General features: G+C 62.1%; 12 protein-coding genes. 4 read left to right on the forward strand and 8 right to left on the reverse strand.

Going from position 1 to position 19,691, the window contains the following annotated elements:
• Positions 1–25 precede the first annotated feature (25 nt).
• From CKW07_RS06425 to glgA, 8 genes are all read right to left on the reverse strand, one after another.
• The gene (locus tag CKW07_RS06425; protein ID WP_095144112.1) at positions 26–1,093 is read right to left on the reverse strand and encodes an autotransporter outer membrane beta-barrel domain-containing protein; all 1,068 of its coding nucleotides are present in this window, start codon (positions 1,091–1,093) and stop codon (positions 26–28) included.
• Positions 1,094–1,405: 312 nt separating this feature from the next.
• Positions 1,406–2,194 carry an endonuclease/exonuclease/phosphatase family protein gene (locus tag CKW07_RS06430; RefSeq protein WP_095144113.1) on the reverse strand — a complete coding sequence of 263 codons (789 nt, stop codon included), beginning with the start codon at positions 2,192–2,194 and terminating at the stop codon, positions 1,406–1,408.
• Positions 2,195–2,641: 447 nt separating this feature from the next.
• On the reverse strand, positions 2,642–4,801 hold the full coding sequence (gene glgX, locus CKW07_RS06435) for a glycogen debranching protein GlgX (protein WP_095144114.1): 2,160 nt from the start codon (positions 4,799–4,801) through the stop codon (positions 2,642–2,644).
• 240 nt (positions 4,802–5,041) lie between these two features.
• The gene (locus tag CKW07_RS06440) at positions 5,042–5,329 is read right to left on the reverse strand and encodes a DUF2934 domain-containing protein (RefSeq protein ID WP_095144115.1); all 288 of its coding nucleotides are present in this window, start codon (positions 5,327–5,329) and stop codon (positions 5,042–5,044) included.
• A gap of 21 nt (positions 5,330–5,350) precedes the next feature.
• Complete coding sequence (locus CKW07_RS06445; protein WP_095144116.1) at positions 5,351–8,137, reverse strand: malto-oligosyltrehalose synthase; 2,787 nt, start codon at positions 8,135–8,137, stop codon at positions 5,351–5,353.
• A complete protein-coding gene (gene malQ, locus CKW07_RS06450) occupies positions 8,134–10,215 on the reverse strand; it encodes a 4-alpha-glucanotransferase (RefSeq protein WP_095144117.1) in 2,082 nt (693 codons plus the stop codon). Before malQ ends, CKW07_RS06445 begins: the two co-directional genes overlap by 4 nt.
• Positions 10,212–12,017, reverse strand: coding sequence for a malto-oligosyltrehalose trehalohydrolase (treZ, locus tag CKW07_RS06455; protein WP_095144118.1), 1,806 nt, complete (start codon positions 12,015–12,017; stop codon positions 10,212–10,214). The genes malQ and treZ overlap by 4 nt, the downstream gene beginning before the upstream one ends.
• A 13-nt stretch (positions 12,018–12,030) precedes the next feature.
• Positions 12,031–13,599, reverse strand: coding sequence for a glycogen synthase GlgA (gene glgA / locus CKW07_RS06460; protein ID WP_095144119.1), 1,569 nt, complete (start codon positions 13,597–13,599; stop codon positions 12,031–12,033).
• 856 nt (positions 13,600–14,455) lie between these two features.
• Here glgA and CKW07_RS06465 point away from each other — a divergent pair.
• The 4 genes from CKW07_RS06465 to CKW07_RS06480 all read left to right on the forward strand — a co-directional run bounded on the left by CKW07_RS06465 (position 14,456) and on the right by CKW07_RS06480 (position 19,691).
• Complete coding sequence (locus CKW07_RS06465; protein ID WP_095144120.1) at positions 14,456–15,880, forward strand: serralysin family metalloprotease; 1,425 nt, start codon at positions 14,456–14,458, stop codon at positions 15,878–15,880.
• A 103-nt stretch (positions 15,881–15,983) separates the two neighbouring features.
• On the forward strand, positions 15,984–16,364 hold the full coding sequence (locus tag CKW07_RS06470) for an AprI/Inh family metalloprotease inhibitor (protein WP_095144121.1): 381 nt from the start codon (positions 15,984–15,986) through the stop codon (positions 16,362–16,364).
• A gap of 223 nt (positions 16,365–16,587) precedes the next feature.
• Positions 16,588–18,360, forward strand: coding sequence for a type I secretion system permease/ATPase (locus CKW07_RS06475; RefSeq protein WP_095144122.1), 1,773 nt, complete (start codon positions 16,588–16,590; stop codon positions 18,358–18,360).
• On the forward strand, positions 18,357–19,691 hold the full coding sequence (locus tag CKW07_RS06480) for an HlyD family type I secretion periplasmic adaptor subunit (protein ID WP_095144123.1): 1,335 nt from the start codon (positions 18,357–18,359) through the stop codon (positions 19,689–19,691). Before CKW07_RS06475 ends, CKW07_RS06480 begins: the two co-directional genes overlap by 4 nt.

Consider the following 19,691-nt stretch of genomic DNA (forward strand, 5'->3'; position numbering starts at 1 on the left):
ACCGGCAGGACCGGGCGGTGCCGGTTCACCAGCGCATCCGCACGCCAAGACTGCCAATCAGCCCGTTCAGGTCATTGTCGTCCACGTCACTGCTGTAATCGGCACTGACATACAGACTCACGGTGGGTGTCACTCTGGCCACCAACCCCAGACCCAGTTCAACGGTCGATGAGTTGCGACTGCTGCTGATCTTGTCGACCTGGTCCAGGGTAACCGTGGCACTGGTATTGACCGTGTGCCACAGGTTGGTACGTACATAGGGTTCGACCGGCAGGCCATTGATGTCATAACTACCTTTCAAGCGTGCACCGACGCGGCCGCTCCATGAGTTCAGGTCACTGGAGGGGGCATCGCCGCCGGCGTTGCTGGCCTCCAGGCTGATGCGCTGGTTGATCAATTGCGCCTGGGGTTCGATCACCCAGTTCTTGCTGATGCCGATGGGGAATCCACCCTCGACCGACAAGGTCACTGCCCGGCCTTCGGTGGCTTGGCGGTCACCCTGGCTGTTGCGACTGTAGCCGCTGACCCGGCCACCGCTGGCGGTCAAGTCCACGTGCCAGCCGCTGGCACCGGTCAGGCTCCAGTAGGCGCCCAGGCTTTCGCCAGCGACATTGAGGCTGTCGGTATTCGGGTCGGCCAGTGCCGGGCCGATCAGCGTGCCGTTGCCATTGCTCTGGATCTGTTGGGTGCCACCCACCAATCCCATGCGCTGCGTACTGCCGCCATTGCCATGCACGGTCAGGAACGCTGGGCTGTTGACGGCCGGATGGCTGGCGCTGCTGGAAAACTGCGAATTGAGTACATCCTGTTCAGCCTGACGGGCGGGTTCGCCGTACACCCGTTGCCAGGCAGAAGGGGCCGCCTGTTCGATCGTCAGTAACTGGTTTTCAAGGCCGGGTTGGTGGATGAAATGCCCGCTCTGCGGCGCCTCGGGAGCAGGGAACGCAAACGTTGGGACATCCTGACGATACCAGGGAGTCGTCTCGTCGTCGGCGGACGACGCCTGAACCTCCATGGAGGTACACAGCAGTAGCGAAGTCGAAACGGTGTACAGGGTCAGTTTGAATTCGTGGTGGTGGAGTGAAGTGTTCATGGAGGTCTACCTTGCAATCGCATGCTGTCTCTCGTCTTGGTGTCCCTCCTACCCCGAATGAGGGGCGACCGATTTCATTGGGGCAAACCCTGGCGGCCCGCAGTGGCGGGATGTCGAGGCCTGCCCCAGGGAGATAATTCCGGGGGTAGTAAGGACTAGCTAAGAAGACCGGAGGCCTCGCGTCAAGAAATTGAACGATGAGCGGTATGACTAAATTAGGTGATATAAGCGACTGAAAATTGGCGAATCTCTAAGCCGTTGTTTATTCAAAAAATCATCTGCCAAGCGTTGGTTTCGCACCTTTCGTCGGGTTCAAAGGTGCACTTCGACGGCCAGGGGCAGGTGGTCGGAGAGGTGGGTCCAGGGCTTGCTGCCGAGGATTTTCGGCTCATGACTGCTGGCATTGCGCAGGTAAATGCGGTCCAGGCGCAGCAGGGGAAACCGGGCCGGGTAGGTTTTGGCCGGTCGTCCGTGATGACGCTCGAAGGCTTCGTGCAGGTCCTCGCGCCGGGCCAGGGTGAGGTTGCCCTGAAGCTGCCAGTCATTGAAATCGCCGGCGATGATCACCGGCGCATCGCCCGGCAGCGACTCAAGCAACTGGCAGAGCAGGGCTAGTTGCAACTGGCGGTGGCTTTCCCGCAGGCTCAGGTGCACACAGATCGCATGCACCTCGGCGTGCCCCGGTACATCGAGCACGCAATGCAGCAACCCGCGACGTTCGGGCCCCGTGATGGACACGTCCAGATTGCGGTAGTGACGGATCGGGTAACGGGACAGCAGGGCATTGCCGTGATGACCATCGGGGTAGACCGCGTTACGCCCGTAGGCAAAGTCGCTCCACATGCTGTCGGCGAGAAACTCGTACTGCGAGGTCGATGGCCAGTTGTTGTGGCGCATCGCGTGGCGATCATGCTCGCCCAGCACCTCTTGCAGGAACACCAGGTCGGCGGCGGTGCTGCGCACGGCCTCACGCAGCTCTGGAAGGATGAAACGCCGGTTGAGGGCGGTAAACCCCTTGTGGGTGTTTACGGTCAGCACCCTGAGGCGATGGGTCGCCGTCGAGGCCGAGGGGGCCGATTGCTGGTCTGAGTCGGGGTTCACATTCACTCCTCGAAATCCGCAACAGGGTATCCATGCGACTGATGCAATGGCCGGCAGTTCAGCCTGGGTCGCGCAAACGTGTCGCCGCGAGCAGCGACCACCCTGGCACGCACACAGGCACAGAGGAGGGAATGGGGACGGATGAATGCACTGTGGTCCGCTTGCGGGGGCGGGCTCCAGAGGGGGCCAGGCAACAGGCGGTCGACGAGAGGGGTAGGGCTCATGGTCATACGTCCTTGTACGGGTTGGTCATCTGTCGTACCCGCGATGCAGGCTACGTCCTGGCGACAGATCGGGGGCACTCGTTGTACCGGGGTTCAGCGATCCTGCCCCTGGACTGCCGCACGCTGAGTATTGTCCATGCCCTGCGGTTCGTCGCCCCCGCCTGCGTGCAGGTCAGTATTTTTTTTCAAAGACTGTACTGGGTGCGATCCGTGGGGCAGGGTTTCACTCATCCTCCTCGCGTTGCAGTTCGAACAGCAGCAGCGAGCGGCCGGTCACGGCGTAGGGGTGATCGAAGTCGAAGCGTTCCTGGCCACGAATCGAGGGTTGGTGGGTGTCGACCAGGCAAGTCCAGAATCCACCGTCAGGCACTTCGGGCAGGCAAAAATTGACGATGTCGTGGTGGGCGTTGACCACCAGCAACAAGGTGGCATCGGCCCCCTTGCGACGAATGCCGGTTTCCTGGGCACGACCGTCGAGCAGTATGCCCAGGCAGCGACCGTGGCTGTCCTGCCATTGTTCGGTCGACATCTCGCTACCATCGGGAGCCAGCCAGGTCACGTCCTTGACGCCGATGTCCTCGTTGTAGCTGCCGACCAGGAACCGCCCCCGGCGCAGGATCGGGTAGCTCAGGCGCAGCTTGATCAGGCGCTTGACGAATTTGAGCAAGGCCTTGCCGTCGTCGCTCAGGTCCCAGTTGACCCAGCCGATCTCACTGTCCTGGCAGTAGGCATTGTTATTGCCGTGCTGGGTCCGGGCGAACTCGTCGCCAGCCACCAGCATCGGCGTGCCTTGGGCCAGGAGCAGGGTGGCGAAGAAGTTGCGCATCTGCCGCTGGCGCAGCGCGTTGATCCCGCGGTTGTCGGTCGGGCCTTCGATGCCATGGTTCCAGGACAGGTTGTGGTCGCTGCCGTCCTGATTGTTCTCGTCGTTGGCTTCGTTGTGTTTGTCGTTGTAGGAGACCAGGTCATTGAGGGTGAAGCCGTCGTGCGCGGTGACGAAATTGACCGAGGAATAGGGTCGCCGACCGCGTTGGTTGAACATTTCCCCTGAGGCGGTCATGCGCGCGGCAAAGTCGGCGAGCTGGCCATCGTCACCTTTCCAGAATGCGCGCACGGTGTCGCGGAAGCGATCGTTCCATTCCACCCAACCGGGTGGAAAGCCCCCGACTTGATAACCTCCGGGGCCACAGTCCCAAGGCTCGGCGATCAGTTTGACCTGGCGCAGGAGCGGGTCCTGTCGACAGGCGACGAGGAAGCTGTGGCGCTCGTCGAAGCCGTCGTGATAGCGGCCAAGGATGGTGGCCAGATCAAAGCGAAAGCCATCGACGTGCATCTCCCCGGCCCAGTAGCGCAAGGAGTCAGTGACCATCTGCAGCACGCAGGGATGGCTCAGGTCCAGGGTGTTGCCGGTGCCGGAGTCGTTGATATAGAAGCGTTTGTCGTCGGGTTTCAAGCGGTAGTACGAGACGTTGTCGATCCCGCGCATGGACAGGGTCGGGCCTTGTTCGTTGCCTTCGGCGGTGTGGTTGTAGACCACGTCCAGGATCACTTCCAGATTGGCGTCGTGCAGGTGCGCGACCATTTCCTTGAACTCGGCAATCTTGCCGCTGGCCAGGTAGCGCGGGTCGGGGGCAAAAAACGCAATGCTGTTGTAGCCCCAGTAATTGGTCATGCCTTTGTGCAGCAGGTGCTGGTCATTGACGAAGGCATGGATCGGCAACAACTCCACCGATGACACCCCCAGCTTGCGGATGTGCTCCAGCAGGTCGTCGACCATCAGCCCGGCAAACGTCCCGCGCAGTGCCTGCGGCACCGCCGGATGACGCATGCTGATGCCTCGCACGTGAGTCTCATAAATGATCGTTTTGTCCCACGGTACGCTGACCCGGTGGTCGCGGCCCCAGGTGTGCGCGGGGTCGATGACCTTGCACTTGGGCACGAAGGGTGCGCTGTCCCGTTCATCGAAGCTGAGGTCGGCGTCAGGGTGGCCAATGGTGTAGCCGAACAAGGCTTCGGACCATCTCAGTTGCCCTACCAGTTGCTTGGCGTAAGGGTCGATCAACAGCTTGTGGGGGTTGAAGCGATGGCCGTTCTGCGGGTCGTACGGCCCATGCACCCGATAGCCGTAGATCAGCCCCGGATGGACGTCGGGCAGGTAGCCGTGAAAGATTTCGTCAGTGTATTCGGGCAGCTCGATGCGCTCGAGTTCTACCTCGCCGGCATCGTCGAACAGGCACAGTTCGACCTTGGTGGCGTTGGCCGAGAAGATCGCAAAGTTGACCCCCAGGCCATCCCAGGTGGCGCCCAGCGGAAAGGGCAGGCCTTCACGGATGCGCGTGGCCTCGACATGGAGTTCGGCAGTGGTCGTAGTGGGCGTGGTCATGAAGACTCCTGCGGCATGGCATCGACATGGGCCGATTCGCGGGTAATGCGGTTCAGTTAAGGATAGCGTTGCTCAAAACATCCCCCTGTGGCTTGCTCGCGCTGGGCTGTACAGCAGCCCCAAAAAACGATCGCCGAGTTCGTTCTGAAAGACCGCAGTCGCTTTGTTGGGGGCGCTTCGCGCACCCGCGCGAGCAAGCTCGCTCGCCACAGGTCTCTCACTCGCTTCCAGAGGCGACCCTCAACTGGCCGGCTTGCGAGGCGCCCGGGGCTTCTTTGGCGCGGCGCTCTTTTCGCCTGATACGGCGCCCGCCGGGCTTTTGGCCTTTGCCCCGGTCTTGGTCGCCGGGGATTTACCGGCAACAGCCACGGCCTTGGCCGGCTTTACCGGTTTGGCGGGCGCCAGGGCTTCGGCCTCGGCCAGTTTGCAGGCCATTGCCCAGTGGCGTGCTTCCTGGCCTTCGGGTTTCCCTTCGGACTCCCAGATCTGATAGGCAAATTCACGAATACGTTTGTCATCGGTACTCATCGCAATACTCCTGAGTTGAGCTCAAGGCTGGATAAACAGATTGACCGGGAAGTCCCCCAGCGCCGCACTGATCAGTAGTTCTGTGTGGTGTGTGACTTCAGGTGTTGAAAAAAGTCCCTTCAGTTTTTCAGCGCACAGGGTGAACGGTAGTTTGACCCGGGTATCGCCCCAGAGCGGGGCATCGACCTTGGGTTCGGCACTGCGTTCCAGCAGTGCGGCAACCTGTATCGGTACCAGCACAATCGCCCATTGCCCCTGGTCCTCACGGGCAAACGCCAGTACCCGTCGGGCCTGGCTGCCCAACACTGGCAAGGGCACATAGCGTCCGCGCCGGAACAGCTGCGGATAATCGGCGCGCAGCGCCAGGGTACGGGCGATCAGCGCCTGCTTGATGTGTCCGTCGCGCCAGGTCTCCAGCAACTTCCCGGGCGGGGCCATCGGGTCCAGCGCGGCCTGACGGGTGTTGAAGTCCACGGGTCGACGATTGTCCGGGTCCACCAGGCTGAAGTCCCAGAACTCGTTGCCCTGATACAGGTCCGGCACCCCCGGCGCTGTCATGCGCAGCAAGGTTTGCGCCAATCCGTTGAGTGCGCCGGCGCAGGCAATCGCCTGTGCGGTCTCGGCAATCATGGTGCGCAATGCCAGGCCTCGCGGTGTGAGCAGCAGTGTCTCGATAAAGGCGCGAGCGGCCTGCTCGTAGGGCTCATTGGCGGCGCTCCAGCTGCTTTGCAACTTGGCTTCGCGCAGGGCCTTTTGCTGCCACTGGCAAAGGCGTTCGCAGTAGCCTGTCAGACCGGGGAGGTCGTCTACACGTAACTCCAGGGGCCAACTGGCGAGCAGCGTCTGGTAGAGGATCAGCTCGTCGCCTGCCGAGGGGGCGAGCGGGTCGGTGCGCAAGGCCTGGGCGTGCGGGCGCCAGGCATTGACCTGTCCGGCATACCAGGTGCTGAGCTCGCTGAGCACGGCCAGGCGCGCGCGGCTGTCTTCGCCGCGTTTGTGGTCATGGGTGGCGGTCGTCAGCAGGTTGTCGGGAAACGCTTCGAGGCGTTGCTGGCAGGCGGCATGGAAATCGCTGGCCGGCGCACTGAATTGTTCGCTATTGAAGCCGACATCGTTGCGCGACAGCAGCACGCCGCATCGATAGAACGCGGTGTCTTCCACGGCTTTGGCCGCGGCGGGTGATGTCAGTTGCTGGAAGCGCACACAGGCGTGCTTGAGGATCTTGCGCTGACGGCCCACCGCACGCTTGCGCCAGGGCTGGCCGCCCAGCCACAGCGCAATATTGTCGAGCACCGGCCAGTCGGCTTCACTCAAGGTCTGGCGTGCGCCGGTCATGGCCTGCTGGAAAAAAACCTCGTCCTCGGTCGAGCGCCCGAGCGGGCCGATGTACGTGCGGTACACCGGGAAATGCACGATCAACGCCTGCAGGGCCCGTCGAATGGCGCCCAGGGTCAGGTCGCGGCTCATCACGTCATCCCGGGCCACTTGCAGCAGGGCCTGGGCGACACTTTCACAGTCACCGGCCAGCGAGCCGTTGAGGATTTGCTGGCGAGCCAGCTGGGCTTCTTCGATAAAGGCCGGCGGCCGTTCGCTGTGGCGCTGCCACAATTGAGCCAGGGGTTGCGCGCCTTGGGGGGCGTGTTGCAGCAGCGACAGCTGATTCATGAATTCATAACCGGTACTGCCATCGACCTTCCAGTCGCGACGCAGGGTTTCGCCGGCGCCGAGGATTTTCTCGACGTAGAGGGGGATGTGCCGCCCAGGCGAAAGCGCGTCGACTCGGCGCCTGAGCTTGCGGCAGTAACCCCGTGGGTCGGCGAGACCGTCAATGTGGTCGATGCGCAAGCCATCCACCAGGCCGCTGGCGATCAGCTCGAAGACCTTGGCGTGGGTGGCCTCGAACACGGCCGGGCGTTCGACCCTCAACGCACCCAGCTCATTGATGTCGAAGAAGCGTCGCCAGTTGATGTCGTCGGCCGCGGTTCGCCAACTGGCCAGGCGATAGCTCTGGCGTTCCAGCAGGTTGTGCAGGCGCTGGAAACCCTCCGGCTGGCGGGCGTCATGCAGGGCCAGGTTGAACGCGATGCAGCGCGCGATCCCGGGCTCTCGGGCCAGTGCCGCCAGCGCTTGGTGCAAGGGGCCGGCGAGGGCGCGGGCGTCGATCTGGTAATGCAGGGTGGTGAACTGGTCAGCCAGGGCCTTGAGGAAGGCGGCCTGATCGGCGCTCAGTGCATCGTCGGGTTTGAGCAGCAGGGCGTAGTCGGTGGGGCAGATCGGGAAACAGTGCTGAGCGTGCCGGGCATGGAAGCGGCCCTGTTCAGGATCAAACTGTAGCGTCAGGGTGCCGTCCTGCAAGGCGATGCCGTAATCGCTACCCAGAAACGGCAGCAATAGTTGACCTTCGAGCAAAGGGTCCGGTGAGTGCCACTGGATGTCGAAGAATTCGCCATAGGGGCTGAGCCGCCCCCACTCCAGCAGATCGAGCCACCAGGGATTGTCCGCGCCGCCGACGGCCATGTGATTGGACACGAGGTCCAGCACCAGGCCCATGTGCCTGGCGCGCAGGGCCTGCACCAGGCGCCGCAATGCGGCCTCACCGCCCAGTTCGGGATTGACCCGGCCGGGGTCGACCACATCGTAGCCGTGCGGCGAGCCGCTGCGCGCACAGAGCAAGGGCGAGGCGTACAGATGGCTGATGCCCAGGTCGCTGAAGTACGGCACCAGCGGCACCGCGTCATCCAGGGTGAAGCCACAATGAAACTGCAACCGGAGGGTTGCCCTTGGCGGTGGGGTGTACACCTGGGTCATTGATCACGCTCAACGGCCTGCAGGCGCGCACAGGCGAGCATCTCCAGGCGTCGCGCGGCATCGGTATCGTCCAGCAGTTTTTCGCTGTCCACCGGCAAGCGCCGGCACCAGTTCGGGTGGCTGTCGAGGGTGCCAGGCAAATTGGCCTGTTCATCAAGCCCCAGTGCATCTTCCAGGGGCAGCAGCACCAGGGGCGCGCGGGTATGCCCGAGGAAGCGTGCGCTGGCATCGAGCACTTGATCGGTCTCCAGGGTTTCCTCGCGGAAGTTCTGTGGGTCCTGGCTCAGTACGCCGCGCAGGCCGTCGCGCTCGCGCTGGCGGTGTTCGCGCCATTGCCGCTCGCCTTGCTCATCGGTCAGCCCCAGGCGGGCGCTCCATTCGATGTCGCGGCCATGCCACCAGCCGTTGAGCGTTGGCAGGTCGTGGGTGCTGGTGGTGGCCAGCGCGTTGTCGGGCCAGTCGAGAATGGGGCGAAAGCGCGCGCCGTGGTCCTGCTCGAACAGCAGCACGCGCATGCCCAGGATCGAGCGTGCGCTGAGTTTCTCCCGCAGACCGTCGGGTACGGTGCCCAGGTCTTCACCGAGGACGATTGCCTGGTGCCGATGGGATTCGAGTGTCAGCAAGCGCAGCAGGTCATCCACCGGGTAGTACAAGTAGGCGCCTTCACTGGGCGGCGCGCCCAAGGGGATCACCCACAATCGTTGCAGGCCCATCACATGGTCGATGCGCAACCCTCCGGCGTGGGCGAAGTTTGCCCGCAGCATTTCGATGAACGCACGAAAGCCGTTACGCACCAGCCCTTCGGGAGAAAACGCGGAAATCCCCCAGCCTTGACCGGTGCGGTTGAGAATATCCGGCGGCGCGCCGACCGTGAGCGAGGCCAGCAATTCGTCCTGGCGGCTCCAGGCCTGGCTGCCGCCTCCGTCGGCGCCCACCGCCAGGTCGGCGATCAGGCCAATCCCCATGCCACTGTTGCGGGCCACGTTTTGCGCCCGTTGCAGGCAGCGGGCGATCAGCCATTGGCAAAAGGCGTAGTAGCCGATGCGGCCGGCGTTTTGTTCGGCAAAGGCGGCCAGTTCGGCACTGCGCGGGTTGCGCCAGGGGGACGGCCATTGTCGCCAGTCGAGGCTTTCACCGCGGGCGGCACACACCTCCTGAAGGGCCTCGAAGCGGCAGTGGTTTTCCAGGGCCTCGCCACCGCTGTGGCGAAAACTGCTGAAATCGGCGTGCAACGGGTGTTCGCCTTGCGTGAACCCGTCGTACAGCGCTTGCAGCACCTGTTGCCTGGCTTTGGCCGCCGCCGGCCAGTCGATCAGTGGCTGGTTCTCCAGGCGCTTGAGTTCGTCCGCCAGTTCGGTGGCGTCAATGGCCATGCGCAGCGCGCGTTCGCCGAGGATCTCGCCGGGTGCGGCATACAGGCTATTGAGGAACAACCGGCTGGAGGGCGAGTAGGGGCTATAGCGCTGCGGGTCGTTGTTGAACATCGCGTGTATCGGGCTGATCGCCAGTGCCTCCGCGCCCCGTTCGCCGGCAACCCGGGCGAGGTTCTCCAAGGCCTGTGTGTCGCCGATACCACCGTCGCCAGGGCGTCGTAATGAATACAGCTGCACGCTCAAGCCCCAGGCCCGAGGTGTCGGACTGTCCACCGCCGCCGCCACGCTATGGCAGTGCAAGGGGGCCACGGCGAGGGTGAAGGCATGCCCGGCAATGCTGACATCCTGATACCCCACGGGGATCAGTCCTGGCAGGACGGCATCGTCGTCGAGCCTGAGGTTGAGGGTCGCGCCGTCTTCCAGGCGAATTTCACAGGGCGTGCAGGGCGCGAAGTAGCGCGCGAGGTCGAGTCCGCGCCCCACATCGACGGTCATCAGCGGCGGCAAGTGCGTGCGGTCCTGGGCCTGCTGCAAGGCTTGCAGGCTGGCGTCGATTTCCTGGGCGCTGCCCGCCGGGTGCCCAAGCCCGGTGAGAACAGCCCGCAACACCGATGGCGCGACTTTTTGCGGCCGGCCATTGGCGTCGATCCAGTCCACCGCCAGGCCGGCGCGGCTGGCGAGGATTTCCAGTTGGGCGTCGCTCATGGGCGCTCTCCAGTAGGGGATGGCAATGCGGTGCCCGCCGTCAGGCTGACCACCGCGCAATGGGGCGCCAAGGTGCCCTGTTGCAGCTGTTCGAAGGTATGGGGAGGGTAGTCGAAGATCAACCGGGCATGGGCGGGCGGCAGATGGGCAACCCCGGTACTCCCCAGGTTCACGTTTATGCACAGCAGGCTGCCATCGCCCAATTGCCAGCGGGCGCTGAGGGCGCCGGTTCCCAGCACCGTGGTCTCCAGGGCCCGGGCACCGGGCAGGCGCGGGATGATTTCCCGGTGGCGGATGCGCAGCAGTTGTCGATAGAGCTCATGGGTGGCACGCCGGGATTTGGATGGCCCCGGGGTCAAGGTCGGGCGCGAGCCGAGAAAGGTGAGCGGGGCGTTCGGATCGGGAATCTGTTCACGGCGATGCGGGTCGGCGAACGCGGCGAAGGCGGCGAACTCGTTGCGTCGCCCTTCGCGCACCCGTTCGGCCAGTTCGCCCTGGTGGCTGGTAAAAAACAGGAAGGGTTCGGCGGCGGCCACTTCGTCGCCCATGAACAACAGTGGAATCATCGGCGACAGCAACACCAGTACGGTGGTCGCCTGCAGTGCCTGCGGCGTGCTCAGTTGGTGCAGGCGTTCGCCAAAAGCCCGATTGCCGATCTGGTCATGGTTCTGCAGAAACAGCACAAAGGCGCTGGGGGGCAGATGGGCGCTGGGTTCGCCACGGGGCTGGCCGTGGCGATTGAGGTGACCCTGATAGACAAATCCCTGGCTCAGGCAGCGGGCCAGTTGCTCGGTGGGCTGCTCGGCAAAGTCGGCGTAGTAGGCGTCGGTTTCGCCGGTCAGCAGGACGTGCAGGGCATTGTGGCCATCATCGTTCCATTGGGCGTCGAAACCCTGCTCCAGCAGGCTGGCCTGGTTGTGTTCGTTTTCCACGGTGAGCCAGACGTGCCGGGGCGGGTCGACCTGCTGGCGCACCCGGGTCGCGAGTTCCTGCAGAAAGTCCGGATCCTCGATGGCATGCACAGCGTCCAGGCGCAGGCCGTCGAAGCGGTACTCCAGCAACCACATCAGTGCATTGTCGATAAAGAAGTCGCGCACCTGGCGCCGGCGAAAATCGATGGCCGCGCCCCAGGGGGTTTGCCGGTCTTCGCGAAAAAAGCCCTTGGCATAGCGGGGCAGGTAGTTGCCATCCGGGCCGAAGTGGTTGTAAACGACATCGAGCATCACCGCCAGGCCCAGGCCGTGGGCGGTATCGATCAAGTGCTTGAGGTCTTCGGGCGAACCATAGGACGACTGTGGCGCATAGGGCAGCACGCCGTCGTAGCCCCAATTACGCTCGCCGGGAAATTGCCCCAGCGGCATCAGCTCGATGGCCGTGACGCCCAACTCCACCCAGTGCGGCAAATAGCGTTCGACCTCGGCAAATCCGCCCAGCAGGCCGACGTGCAGTTCGTAAATCACCGCCTCGTGCCAGGGCCGGCCTTGCCAGTCCGGGTGCCGCCAGCGATAGGCGAGGGGATCGACCACCACGCTGGGAGATTCGGGACCTGCGACCTGGGCCCGTGATGCAGGGTCCGGCACGTCCAGTTCGCCATCGATGTTGAAGCGGTAATGGGTGCCTGCCGGGCACCGGGTGTCGGCCACGAACCAGCCGTCAGCCCGGGGCAGCAGGGGCAAGGATTGCCCCGTGGCAAATTCGACACTTACATGAAAAGCATCGGGCGCCCACAACGCAAAGCGGGTGCGCCCGGTCTCCAGCATGACGGCGCCGTGGGGCCAGGTTTCCAGAGTCCGTAGCGGCATTCGAGGACCCCTCTCATGGCTTGACCGGCTTGCCCAGAGCCTTGGCGACCAGTTGCTCGTAGAGTTCGGCGTAGGGTTCGACCGCCTTGCACCAGTTGAAGGGCGCGGCCATGGCCCGGCAGCGCATGGCATTGAGCAGGGCGGGGAAGGCAAAGACCTTGAACGCCCGGCTCAGTGCTTCCTCGTAGCTGGCCACGGTGGACTCGTCGAACAGAAAGCCGGTGACGCCGTTCTCGATGGTGTCGGCCAGGCCACCCGTGTTGCGGGCCACCGGCAACGAACCAAAGCGCTGCGCGTACATCTGGCTCAGGCCGCAGGGTTCGTAACGCGACGGCATCAACAGGAAATCACTGCCGGCGAACATGCGCCTGGCATCGGTTTCATTGAAGCCGATGCGTACGCCGATCTGCCCTGGAAAACGCAGGGCCAGGTTGCGCATGGCTTGCTCCTCTTCCGGCTCGCCACGGCCGATGATAGCGATTTGCCCGCCAGCTTTGACGATGTACTCGGCGACGCCCTCCGTCAGGTCCAGGCCTTTCTGATAGACCAGGCGCGAGACCACCGCAAACAACGGACCTTCGGACTCTTTCAAGGCAAACAGCTTGCGCACATGGGCCGCGTTCACGGCCTTGCCTTCCCAATCACCGATGCTGAAGGGGCAAAGCAGGTGCGGATCGGTCGCCGCATCCCAGCTCTCATCGATACCGTTGGGGATACCGCTGAGCAGGCCTTGCTGGGTCTTGCTGGCGAGGAAACCATCCAGGCCGCAACCAAACGCTGGGGTGGTGATTTCCTGGGCGTAGGTCGCGCTCACGGTGGTGATATGGCTGGCATAAGCCATGCCGGCCTTGAGAAATGACAGTTTGCCGTAGAACTCCATGCCTTCTTGTTGCAGGGCGTGTTCGGGAATGCCCAGCTCCGGGCAGGAAGCCAGGCTAACCACGCCTTGATAGGCGAGGTTGTGGATGGTGAACAGGGTCGGCGTGCGTTGCCCGCGCCAGTGCATGTAGGCCGGGGCCAGGCCTGCGGGCCAGTCGTGGGCGTGCACCAGATCCGGGCACCAGTGCAGGTGCGCCAGGTTGGCCGCGATATCCGCGGCAGCCAGGCCCAGGCGGGCGAACCGGATATGGTTGTCCGGCCAGTCACGACCGTTGTTGGCGCCATAGGGCGAGCCTTCGCGTTCGTACAGCTCCGGGCAGATCAGTACGTAGATCACCAGGCCGTCGGGCATGTCCATGCGCCCGATCTTGCAGGCCGGCAAGGCGGCGTGGCCACCCAGCTCGCCAATGATGTGAATCGGGTTGTCGCTGTGCATCACTTGCGGGTAACCGGGGATCAGTACCCGCACATCGTGCAGGTGGGCCATGGCGCGGGGCAGTGCGGCCGACACGTCCCCCAGGCCGCCGGTCTTCACCAGGTCGGCGATTTCCGAGGTCACGAACAGCACTTTCTTTTTGTTCGGATTGTGACGTTGAGCAGGCAGTACCGTTTTTGAACCCGGAGCCAGGATGGCCATGGACCTCGATTCGTCGATGGCTTGGTGAGTACGTTCTTCCTGGATGTCTAAAGCGGCACTGTTCATGTGGTTCTCCCGTTTTATTGATCTGGTTCAGGCATCTCACCCGTGATGCAAGTGGCCGGTTCCTTGGCCAGGCGCTAATGCGCTACGCAACGTGCGGCAAACGCGGCCCGCTGCGGTGAAGCTCGAAGGCTGTTTTGGACATTGCAAGGATTGCACCAGTCGCCGGCCCCTCTTAACACCTGACCCGTGTCGGTGGTGGAAAGTTTCGGGTTTTTCGCCGAAATATGACCGACTGGTTTCCATTTGCGATCAGGAGTCTAGGTCAGAATCTAGAGCCATGTGGAAGGGTTTTTCGAATTGTTCGACAATCGGTTTTCGGCAGCAAAGTACGACACGAAGATTGTGACAATTGCACCGCCGAGGTGCGGTTCCGGAGGGCTGGACGGCCAAAAAAGGACCACTGAATGCCTGAAGGTAGCGCAAGGGGAAAGGCTCGCCGCACCTTTATGGTGCGAATGACGTGATCAACCCTCATCGCGCAAGGCGTACCCATTCGCGATACGTCTTGCAGTTGGACTTTCAATGCGCAGGACAGCTTTTAGTTGATGGCTAAGTGCCCTGTTAACAGTGCGACGTAGGCCGCAAGTACAACTGTACTGATATTTAATATTTAAATAAGACCCTGCTTGTCGATCCACGCCAGACAGTGAACAACCCTTACTCTTCAGATAGACAGGTCATTGTTTTGGGTTGTTTTGTGGAGCAGTTCAATTTGACGTCAAAAAAACACTAGACGTCCGATTTGAAATTGTGTCAGTTTTCTTTCGCCTTCATTGGGCGAGTGATAGGACGATCTCGCCAGAGATTGTCGCTATCGGACAAAAACTGTTCCATTGCAAAACAAGGAAGTGTGTTTATGTCGAAAGTAAAAGTTAAAGCTATTGAATCGGCGGCCGCCCCCAGTACTGCCTGGTCGCAGATCGATAGTTTCAGCCATCAGTATGACCGTGGCGGTAATCTTGTGGTCAATGGCAAACCCTCTTATTCCGTTGATCAGGCCGCGACGCAGATTCTGCGTGACGGTGCGTCCTGGCAGGACCTCAACGGTAACGGCAAGATCGAACTGACCTACACGTTCCTCACGTCGCCGGGGTCCAGCTTCGCCGCGCTGCAGGTCGGTAGGTTCAGCCAGTTCAGCACGCTGCAAAAAGACCAGGCGGTACTGGCCATGCAGTCGTGGGGCGATGTCGCCAATGTCAGCTTTACCCAGAAAGCCACGGGTGGTGACGGTCACATGACCTTCGGCAACTACAGCAACGGTAGCAGCGGTGGCGCCGCTTTTGCTTTTCTCCCCGAACCTGGCAGTGTTTATAACGGTCAGTCATGGTACCTGACGGGTGACGGCTACAACGTCAACAAGACCCCCGGCCTGAACAACTACGGCCGGCAGACCCTGACCCACGAGATCGGCCACACCCTGGGCCTGGCGCACCCTGGTGACTACAACGCAGGTGAAGGCAACCCGACCTACGGCGACGTGACCTACGCCGAAGACACCCGCGGCTACAGCGTCATGAGCTACTGGAGCGAAAGCAATATCGACCAGAACTTCAGCAAGGGCGGCTCGACGGCGTATTCGTCTGGCCCGCTGATGGACGATATCGCGGCCGTACAGAAACTTTACGGTGCCAACATGAGTACCCGTGCCGGGGATACCACCTACGGTTTCAACTCCAACACCGGACGGGATTTCCTGAGCGCCAGTTCGTCGTCGGACAAGCTGGTGTTCTCGGTGTGGGACGCGGGCGGCAAGGATACCCTGGACTTCTCCGGCTTCACCCAGAACCAGAAGATCAACCTCAATGAGGCCTCGTTCTCTGATGTAGGAGGTATGCTGGGCAACGTGTCCATTGCCAAGGGTGTGACCGTCGAAAACGCCATTGGCGGATCGGGCAGTGACCTGCTGATCGGCAATGCCGTGGCCAACGAGCTCAAGGGCGGTGCCGGAAACGACATTCTCTATGGGGCAGGAGGGGCGGACAAACTCTGGGGTGGTAGCGGCTCCGACACCTTTGTGTTTGCCGCCAGTTCCGATTCAAGACCGGGTGCGGCGGATCAGATTATGGATTTCGTCAGTGGGATGGACAAGATCGACCTGACCGGCATCACCAAAGGTGCCGGCCTGCACTTTGTCAGTGCGTTCACTGGTGCGATGGGTGACGCGGTGTTGAGCATGGTGTCGGGTGGCAGCAGTCTGGCCATCGACTTCTCCGGGCATGGCGTGGCTGACTTCCTGGTCAGCACCGTTGGCCAGGCAGCCACCACGGATATCGTGGCCTGAGTCGATGATCAAGGGGGCAGCGCTGGTGCGCTGCCCTTTGTCCTTGCCGGCTGGCCAGCGAAGGGCGAGGCTGCATGGGCTATAACCTGGAATCACACACCTTATGACAATTAACGCCTTTACCTACAAGGCTATGGCCTGGCTGATCGCCACGCTGATAATGTTTTCTGGAGATGTTGGCATGGCGAGCAGCCTGAGATTAGCGGACCCCTCGGAACTGGCCGGTACCTGGCAGGTTCACCTGCGACAGCAGCCACAGAACACCTGTGCACTCAAACTTGAGCCGGATCAAACCCTGGGCGGCGATGTTCAATGCCTGGCCGGCTGGCTCGGGCAACTCCCGGTCGGCTGGTTCACCGAGCCCGATGGTATATCGCTGACCAATAAGGACGGCACACGAATTATTCATCTTGGCCGACAGCAAGATGGGCGCTACCAGAGTAATAAACAATCGGATCCCGCCATTGTGTTACAGCGTGACTGAAATCGAGAGTACAGCTGTAGGCTGAATAATTATCCCTGCGTGGATACATGCATTCATTGCCGTTATTAACGGTCGGGTAAATAACCCCAGCGCTCTATCGTCATCAGAGGGCGTTCGTTCGCCTGTCAGTTGCCTGTATTAAAACAATGCCTGGACTTGCTTCGCGGCAGTTTATTGGATCCGTGTCGAACTTCGACACGCTATATCAGCTCGGGAAAGACTAATGAGTATGGCGAAGACCACACCCACTGCACCGCTATTGAACGCGCTGGGCGACTATAAAAACATTTTGATCAGCGTGGGCTGCTTTACCGCGTTGATCAACCTGCTGATGCTGGTGCCGTCGATCTACATGCTCCAGGTGTATGACCGGGTGCTCTCGTCGCAGAACGAAACCACTCTGGTGATGTTGTCACTGATGGTGGTGGGGTTCTTCGTGTTCATTGGCCTGTTGGAGATCGTTCGCAGCTTTATCGTGATCCGCATCGGCAGCCAGTTGGAGCGGCGCTTCAACCTGCAGGTCTACCAGGCGGCGTTCGAGCGCAATCTGTTCAAGGGCGAGGGCAACGCCGGCCAGTCACTGGGCGATCTGACCCATATCCGCCAATTCGTCACCGGCCCCGCATTGTTTGCCTTCTTCGATGCACCGTGGTTTCCGGTCTACCTGTTCGTGATCTACCTGTTTAACGTCTGGCTGGGTGTATTCGCCACCGTTGGCGCCGTGCTGCTGATTGGTCTGGCGTTCCTCAACGAAGCCATGACCAAAAAACCGCTGGCCGAGGCCGGAGGCTATTCGCAACAGTCCACCCAGTTAGCCACCAGCCACCTGCACAACGCCGAGACCATTCAAGCGATGGGTATGTTGGGAGCGCTGCGCAAACGCTGGTTCCAGGTGCATTCGCGGTTTCTCGGCTTGCAGAACCAGGCCAGCGACACCGGTGCGGTGATCAGTTCGTTGAGCAAAACCCTGCGCCTGTGCCTGCAATCACTGGTGCTGGGATTGGGTGCGTTACTGGTGATTCAGGGCCACATGACCGCCGGGATGATGATCGCAGGCTCCATTCTGATGGGGCGGGTGCTGAGCCCCATCGATCAGCTGATTGCGGTGTGGAAGCAGTGGAGCGGGGCGAAGCTGGCGTATCGGCGCCTGGATGCCTTACTGCGAGAGTTCCCGCCCAGTGACGAGGCAATGGCGCTGCCGGCGCCAAAGGGGCAGGTCAGTTTCGAGCAGGTCAGCGCCGCCCCGCCGGGCCAGCGGCAGGCGACGTTACACCGAGTCAGCTTCACTCTCGGTGCCGGGGAAGTGCTGGGCGTGCTGGGTGCCTCTGGTTCCGGTAAATCCACACTGGCCCGGGTGCTGGTGGGTGTCTGGCCGACCCTGGCCGGCATGGTGCGCCTGGACGGCGCGGACATCCATCGCTGGAATCGCGACGACCTTGGTCCCTACATCGGCTATTTGCCCCAGGACATCGAACTGTTCAGCGGCACAGTGGCCGAGAACATCGCGCGTTTTCGCGAGGCGGATCCACAGAAAGTGGTCGAGGCCGCGCAGCAAGCAGGTGTGCATGAGCTGATCCTGCGCCTGCCCCAGGGCTACGACACCCGTCTGGGGGAAGACGGTAGCGGATTGTCGGGGGGCCAGAAGCAGCGCGTGGCCCTGGCCCGGGCGTTGTATGGCGGCCCGAGCCTGGTGGTGCTCGACGAACCGAACTCCAACCTCGACACCGTCGGTGAGGCGGCGCTGGCCAGTGCCATCGCACAGATGAAAGCCCAGGGTATCAGCGTGATTCTGGTGACCCACCGTTCTTCGGCGTTGGCCCAGGCGGACAAGTTGCTGGTGCTCAATGAAGGCCAGTTGCAAGCCTTCGGTCCCAGCCAGGAAGTGCTCAAGGCGCTGTCCGGCGTACAACCACAGCCACAGCCGCCACGGGACTCACCGGCCGGGCTGAGCATGAGCCGCCAGTACCAGACACCGACCCGGAGTTCCGGGGTATGAGCAAGGATCGCGACATGACAATCGAACAGGCTTACTTGCCGGAGCGCCCTGAACGAGACGCCGGTTTTTTCGCCCGCATGGGCTGGATACTCGCAGTGGTCGGGGCTGGCAGCTTTTTCCTGTGGGCCAGTCTGGCGCCACTGGATCAAGGGATCCCGGTGCAGGGCACGGTGGTGGTGTCTGGCAAACGCAAGGCCGTGCAGTCGATGAGTGGCGGGGTGGTCACGCGGATTCTGGTGCGTGAAGGCGAAGCGGTAAAGCAGGGCCAGCCATTGTTCCGCCTCGACCAGACCCAGGTCGAGGCCGACGTGCAGTCGCTGCAAGCCCAATACCGCATGGCCTGGGCCAGCCTGGCGCGGTGGCAGAGTGAGCGTGACAACCTCAAGCAGGTGAGCTTTCCGTCACAGCTGAGCAACGACCCCGACCCGCGCCTGGCGCTGGTACTGGAAGGCCAGCGACAACTGTTCAGCAGCCGACGTGAAGCCTTTGATCGTGAACAGGCCGGGCTACGCGCGAACATCGATGGCGCCACCGCGCAACTCTCCGGGATGCGCCGGGCGCGCACCGACCTGACGGCGCAGGCCGAATCCCTGCGCCAGCAATTGGTTAACCTGCAGCCCTTGGCGGACAACGGTTACATCCCGCGCAACCGCTTGATGGAATACCAGCGCCAACTCTCCCAGGTGCAACAGGAACTGGCGCAAAACAGCGGTGAAAGCGGGCGCGTGGAGCAGGGCATTGTCGAGACCCGCCTCAAGCGGCAACAGCATGCCGAGGAGTACCAGAAAGAGGTGCGCAGCCAGTTGGCCGAGGCCCAGCTCAAGAGCCTGACCCTGGAACAGCAACTGACCTCCGCTGGCTTTGACCTGCAACACAGTGAAATCGTCGCCCCGGCCGATGGCATCGCGGTCAACCTCGGGGTGCACACCGAAGGCGCGGTGGTTCGCCCCGGCGACACCTTGCTGGAGATCGTGCCGCAAGGCACCCGCCTGGAGGTGGAAGGCCACCTGCCGGTCAACCTGATCGACAAGGTCGGCAGCCAGCTGCCGGTGGACATCCTTTTCACCGCGTTCAACCAGAGCAAAACCCCACGGGTTCCCGGCGAGGTCAGCCTGATCTCGGCGGACCAGATGGTCGATGAAAAAACCGGCGTGCCGTACTACGTACTGCGTAGCAGCGTCAGCGACGTGTCCATGGAAAAACTCAACGGGTTGGTGATCAAACCGGGCATGCCGGCGGAAATGTTCGTGCGCACCGGTGAACGCTCGCTACTCAACTATTTGTTCAAGCCTCTGCTCGACCGGGCAGGCTCCGCATTGACCGAGGAATAA

Source organism: Pseudomonas sp. Irchel s3b6, assembly GCF_900187415.1.
Lineage (GTDB): Bacteria > Pseudomonadota > Gammaproteobacteria > Pseudomonadales > Pseudomonadaceae > Aquipseudomonas.